5 protein-coding genes are annotated in these 5943 nt (G+C 67.2%); 1 reads left to right on the top strand and 4 read right to left on the bottom strand.

What is annotated here, in order from left to right; translation table 11 throughout:
• From AB7U92_RS20370 to scpA, 4 genes are all read right to left on the bottom strand, one after another.
• Positions 1-737 (bottom strand): biotin carboxylase N-terminal domain-containing protein (locus AB7U92_RS20370; RefSeq protein WP_428581248.1); only part of this gene is annotated, 737 nt, incomplete at its 3' end.
• Between the two features lie 20 nt (positions 738-757).
• Complete coding sequence (locus tag AB7U92_RS20365; protein WP_428581245.1) at positions 758-2290, bottom strand: acyl-CoA carboxylase subunit beta; 1533 nt, start codon at positions 2288-2290, stop codon at positions 758-760.
• A 13-nt stretch (positions 2291-2303) separates the two neighbouring features.
• Complete coding sequence (meaB, locus tag AB7U92_RS20360; protein ID WP_428581251.1) at positions 2304-3305, bottom strand: methylmalonyl Co-A mutase-associated GTPase MeaB; 1002 nt, start codon at positions 3303-3305, stop codon at positions 2304-2306.
• Positions 3306-3312: 7 nt separating this feature from the next.
• Positions 3313-5475 (bottom strand): methylmalonyl-CoA mutase, encoded by a 2163-nt coding sequence (gene scpA / locus AB7U92_RS20355; RefSeq protein ID WP_428581243.1) that lies wholly within the window; start codon positions 5473-5475, stop codon positions 3313-3315.
• 109 nt (positions 5476-5584) lie between these two features.
• Between scpA and AB7U92_RS20350 the strand changes: the two genes are divergently transcribed.
• Positions 5585-5943: GntR family transcriptional regulator (locus tag AB7U92_RS20350; protein WP_428581240.1), on the top strand; the 359-nt coding region annotated here is incomplete at its 3' end.

The following is a 5943-nucleotide window of genomic DNA, read 5'->3' as shown; positions in this document are numbered from 1 at the left end:
AAGGGCGACGGCGCCTCCTCGATCACCTTCTGGTGGCGGCGCTGGATCGAGCACTCGCGCTCGTGCAGGTACACGCAGTTGCCGTGCCCATCGCCGAGCACCTGGATCTCGATGTGGCGCGGCTCCTCGACGAACTTCTCGATGAAGACGCGGTCGTCGCCGAAGCTGTTCTTCGCCTCGTTGCGGCAGGAGCTGAAGCCCTCGAAGGCTTCCTTGTCGTTCCAGGCCACGCGCAGGCCCTTGCCGCCGCCGCCGGCGCTGGCCTTGATCATCACCGGGTAGCCGATGTCCTTGGCGATCGTCACCGCCTGCTCGGGCGACTCGATCACGTCGTTGTAGCCCGGGATGGTGTTGACCTTGGCGGCCATCGCCAGCTTCTTCGAGGCGATCTTGTCGCCCATCGCGGCGATGGAGGCGCGCTTCGGGCCGATGAAGACGATGCCCTCCTCCTCGACGCGGCGCGCGAACTCCTCGTTCTCCGACAGGAATCCGTAGCCCGGGTGCACCGCCTGCGCGCCGGTCTTCTTGCAGGCCTCGATGATCTTGTCCATCACGAGGTAGCTCTCGCGGCTGGGCGCGGCACCGATGAAGACGGATTCGTCGGCGAGTTCCACGTGGCGCGCATCGCGGTCGGCCTCGGAGTAGACGGCCACCGTCCTGATGCCCATCTTGCGGGCAGTCTTGATGACGCGGCAGGCGATCTCGCCGCGGTTGGCAATGAGGATCTTGCTGAACATGATGGGGGTCTCCTCCGTCCTCACAGCGGGATGTTGCCGTGCTTGCGCCACGGGTTTTCCAGTTTCTTGTCGCGCAGCATCACCAGGCTGCGGCAGATGCGCTTGCGCGTCTCGTGGGGCTGGATCACGTCGTCGATGTAGCCGCGCGCGCCGGCCACGAAGGGGTTGGCGAAGCGGGCCTTGTACTCGGCCTCCTTCGCGGCCAGCTTGGCCGGGTCACCCTTGTCCTCGCGGAAGATGATCTCCACCGCGCCCTTGGCGCCCATCACCGCGATCTCCGCGTTCGGCCAGGCGAAGTTGACGTCGCCGCGCAGGTGCTTGGAGCTCATCACGTCGTAGGCGCCGCCGTAGGCCTTGCGCGTGATCACGGTGATCTTGGGCACCGTCGCCTCGGCATAGGCATACAGCAGCTTGGCCCCGTGCTTGATGATGCCGCCGTACTCCTGGCTGGTGCCGGGCATGAAGCCGGGCACGTCGACGAAGGTCAGCACCGGGATGTTGAAGGCATCGCAGAAGCGCACGAAGCGCGCTGCCTTGATCGAGCTCTTGATGTCCAGGCAGCCGGCCAGCACCAGCGGCTGGTTGGCGACGATGCCCACCGTCTGGCCTTCCATGCGGCCAAAGCCGATGACGATGTTCTTGGCGTAGTCGGGCTGCAGCTCGAAGAAGTCGCCGTCGTCCACCGTCTTGGCGATCAGCTCCTTCATGTCGTAGGGCTTGTTCGGGTTGTCCGGCACCAGCGTGTCGAGGGAGAGGTCGAGCCGCTCGGCCGGGTCGTCGCTGCGCCGCACCGGCGGCTTCTCGCGGTTGTTCAGCGGCAGGTAGTTGAAGAGGCGCCGCAGCATCAGCAGCGCGTCGACGTCGTTCTCGAAGGCGAGGTCGGCCACACCGCTGCGCGTGGTGTGGGTGCCGGCGCCGCCGAGTTCCTCGGCCGTCACCTCCTCGTGCGTCACCGTCTTCACCACCTCGGGGCCGGTGACGAACATGTAGCTGCTGTCCTTCACCATGAAGATGAAGTCGGTCATCGCCGGGGAGTAGACGGCCCCTCCCGCACAAGGGCCCATGATCATGCTGATCTGCGGCACCACGCCCGAGGCCAGCACGTTGCGCTGGAACACCTCGGCATAGCCGCCCAGCGAGGCCACGCCTTCCTGGATGCGGGCACCGCCCGAGTCGTTCAGGCCGATCACCGGCGCGCCGACCTTCATCGCCTGGTCCATCACCTTGCAGATCTTCTCGGCATGCGCCTCGGAGAGCGCACCGCCGAAGACGGTGAAGTCCTGGCTGAACACGAACACCAGGCGCCCGTTGATCATGCCGTAGCCGGTGACCACGCCGTCGCCCGGGATCTTGTTGTCCGCCATGCCGAAATCGGCGCAGCGGTGCTCGACGAACATGTCCCATTCCTCGAAGGTGCCCTCGTCGAGCAGCAGCTCGAGGCGCTCGCGCGCGGTGAGCTTGCCCTTGCCGTGCTGCGCGGCAATGCGTTTCTCGCCGCCGCCCAGGCGCGCCTTGGCGCGCTTTTCTTCGAGCTGCTGGATGATGTCGTGCATGACGGTTGCCTCCTCAGGGCTGGGTGTTCTGGAACAGGTTCAGGAGCGAGCGCGCGGCGGCCGAGGGCGCAACGCGCGCCTCGTCGACATCGCGCAGGGTGTGCGGCAGCGCGGCGCGCACGGCGGGGTGCTGGTCGAAGGCGTGGCGCAGGCCGGCATGGACGATGTCCCACATCCAGGCCAGCGCCTGGTGACGGCGGCGTGACTCGAACTCGCCGCTGGCGCGCCGCTTCGATTCGAAGCTCTGCACGGCGGCCCAGAAGTCGGCGATGCCCTGCGCCTTCAGCGCGCTGAGCTGCATCACCTGCGGCTGCCAGCGCTCGGCCGCATGGGCCGGGTTGCCGTGGAAGTTGAAGACGCGCAGCGCCGAGGTGATCTGCGCACGCGCACGCGTCGCGGCATCGGGGTCGAGGTCGGCCTTGTTGATGACCACCAGGTCGGCCAGCTCCATCACGCCCTTCTTGATCGCCTGCAGGTCGTCGCCGGCGTTGGGCAGCTGCAGCAGCACGAACATGTCGGTCATGCTGGCCACGGCGGTCTCGCTCTGGCCCACGCCCACCGTCTCGACGATCACCACGTCGTGGCCGGCCGCTTCGCACACCAGCAGCGCCTCGCGCGTCTTCTCGGCCACGCCACCGAGCGTGCCGCTGGCCGGGCTGGGGCGGATGTAGGCGGCCTCGTTCACCGAGAGCTGCTCCATGCGCGTCTTGTCGCCGAGGATGGAGCCACCCGATACCGACGACGACGGGTCGATCGCCAGCACCGCGACGCGGTGCCCTCGGGCGATCAGGTACAGGCCCAGCGCCTCGATGAAGGTCGACTTGCCCACGCCCGGCACGCCGGAGATGCCCAGGCGGATGGCCTTCCCGGTCGATGGCAGCAGCGCGTTGAGCAAGGCATCGGCCCGCGCACGGTGATCGGCGCGCGTCGATTCGAGCAGGGTGATGGTCTTGGCGAGCGCGCGCCGTTCGCGGCGCAGCACGCCGTCCATCAGGGCCCGGTCGGAGGCCGGCAGCGTCACGTCAGGCTTTCTTGTCGAGGCTCTTCTTGATCTGCTCGAGCACGTCCTTCGCGCTCGCCGGAATCGGCGTGCCCGGGCCGTAGATGCCCTTGACGCCGGCTTCGTACAGGAAGTCGTAGTCCTGCCTCGGGATCACACCGCCGACGAAGACGATGATGTCGTCGGCGCCCTGCTCCTTGAGCGACTTGATGATCGCCGGCACCAGGGTCTTGTGGCCGGCGGCCAGCGTGGAGACGCCGACCGCGTGCACGTCGTTCTCGATCGCCTGGCGGGCGCATTCCTCGGCGGTCTGGAACAGCGGCCCCATGTCGACGTCGAAGCCGAGGTCGGCGAAGGCGGTGGCGACGACCTTCGCGCCACGGTCGTGTCCGTCCTGGCCCAGCTTGGCGATCATCACGCGCGGGCGGCGGCCCTGCGCCTGTGCGAACTCGGCGATCTCGACCTTGAGCTTGTCCCAGCCCTCGGCGCTGTCGTAGGCGGCTGCGTACACACCGGTCACCTTCTGCGTATCGGCGCGATGGCGCCCCCAGGCCTTCTCCAAGGCATCGGACACCTCGCCCACCGTCGCGCGCAGGCGGATCGCCTGGATGCTCAGGTCGAGCAGGTTTCCCTTGCCACTCTCCGCGCAGGCGGTCAGCGCGTCAAGCGCCGCCGCCACCTTCTTGTTGTCGCGCGCCGCGCGGATCGCGTTCAGGCGCTGGACCTGGTTCTCGCGCACCGCGTGGTTGTCCACCTCCAGGATCTCGATCGGATCCTCTTTCGAGAGCTTGTACTTGTTGACGCCGACGATCACGTCCTTGCCCGAGTCGATGCGCGCCTGCTTCTCGGCCGCGCTGGCCTCGATCTTCAGCTTGGCCCAGCCGGAATCGACGGCCTTGACCATGCCCCCCATCGCATCGACTTCCTCGATGATCTTCCAGGCGGCATCGGCCATGTCCTGCGTCAGCTTCTCCATCATGTAGCTGCCCGCCCAGGGGTCGACCACGTTGGTGATGTGCGTCTCCTCCTGGATGATCAGCTGCGTGTTGCGCGCGATGCGGGCGCTGAACTCGGTGGGCAGCGCGATGGCTTCGTCGAGCGCGTTGGTGTGCAGGCTCTGCGTGCCGCCGAACACCGCCGCCATCGCCTCGATGGTGGTGCGCACCACGTTGTTGTACGGGTCCTGCTCGGTCAGGCTCCAGCCCGAAGTCTGGCTGTGCGTGCGCAGCATCAGGCTCTTGGGGTTCTTCGGGTGGAACTCCTTCATGATCTTCCACCACAGCAGCCGCGCCGCGCGCATCTTGGCCACTTCCAGATAGAAGTTCATGCCGATGGCCCAGAAGAAGCTCAGGCGCCCGGCGAACTCGTCGACGTCCAGCCCCTTGGCCAGTGCCGTCTTCACGTACTCCTTGCCGTCGGCCAGCGTGAAGGCGAGTTCCAGCGCCTGGTTCGCGCCCGCCTCCTGCATGTGGTAGCCGGAGATCGAGATCGAGTTGAACTTCGGCATGTTCTTCGCCGTGTACTCGATGATGTCGCCGATGATCCGCATGCTCGGCTCGGGCGGGTAGATGTAGGTGTTGCGGACCATGAACTCCTTGAGGATGTCGTTCTGGATGGTGCCGCTCAGCTTCTCCTGCGAAACGCCCTGCTCCTCCGCCGCCACCACGTAGCCTGCCAGCACCGGCAGCACGGCGCCGTTCATCGTCATCGACACGCTGACCTTGTCGAGCGGGATGCCGTCGAACAGGATCTTCATGTCCTCCACCGAATCGATCGCCACGCCGGCTTTGCCGACGTCGCCGGTCACGCGCGGGTGGTCGCTGTCATAACCGCGGTGGGTGGCCAGGTCGAAGGCCACGCTCACGCCCTGACCGCCGGCGGCCAGGGCCTTGCGGTAGAAGTCGTTCGAGGCCTCGGCAGTGGAGAAGCCGGCGTACTGGCGGATCGTCCACGGGCGCACCGCGTACATCGTCGCCTGCGGGCCGCGCACGAAGGGCGCGAAGCCGGGCAGCGTGTCGGCATACGGCAGGCCCTGCACGTCGGCCGCGGTGTAGACCGGCTTGACGGTGATGCCCTCCGGGGTGATCCAGTTCAGCGCCTCGACGTTGCCGCCCGGAGCCGACTTGGCGGCAGCCTTGAGCCACTGGGCCATGCCTTCGGACGCGCTCACGGGATCGTTGGACATCGGGGTCTCCTTGCCTCTTTTCGGGGTGCCTTGCCGGCGCCGCCGGTGTCAGCCATAATTCAAAATTGAATTATATCTTCACGGCCGCTGCTTTCACACAACTTTCAACATGGCTGCCCCTCGCAACGAGACCCTCGCCCCGCCGCGCGCCGGCCGCCTGGGCGAGCGTGCGCTCTACGAGCAGGTGGCCGAGCAGTTGCGCGCGCGCATCCTGGCGCACACCCTGGCCCCGGGCAGCTGGATCGACGAGCAGGCGCTGTGCGCCGAGTACGGCATCAGCCGCACGCCGCTGCGCGAGGCGCTGAAGGTGCTGGCCGCCGAAGGCCTGGTGACCATGAAGCTGCGCCGCGGCGCCTACGTCACCGAGGTGTCGGAGCGCTACCTGGCCGAGGTCTTCCACCTGCTGGCGCTGCTGGAAGCCGACGCCGCCCGCGTGGCGGCACAGAAGGCCACCGCCGACGAGATAGC

Origin of the sequence: Piscinibacter sp., from assembly GCF_050175855.1 — a bacterium.
Classification (GTDB): Bacteria; Pseudomonadota; Gammaproteobacteria; order Burkholderiales; family Burkholderiaceae_C; genus Piscinibacter.
This window is presented reverse-complemented; position numbering and strand designations above follow the sequence as displayed.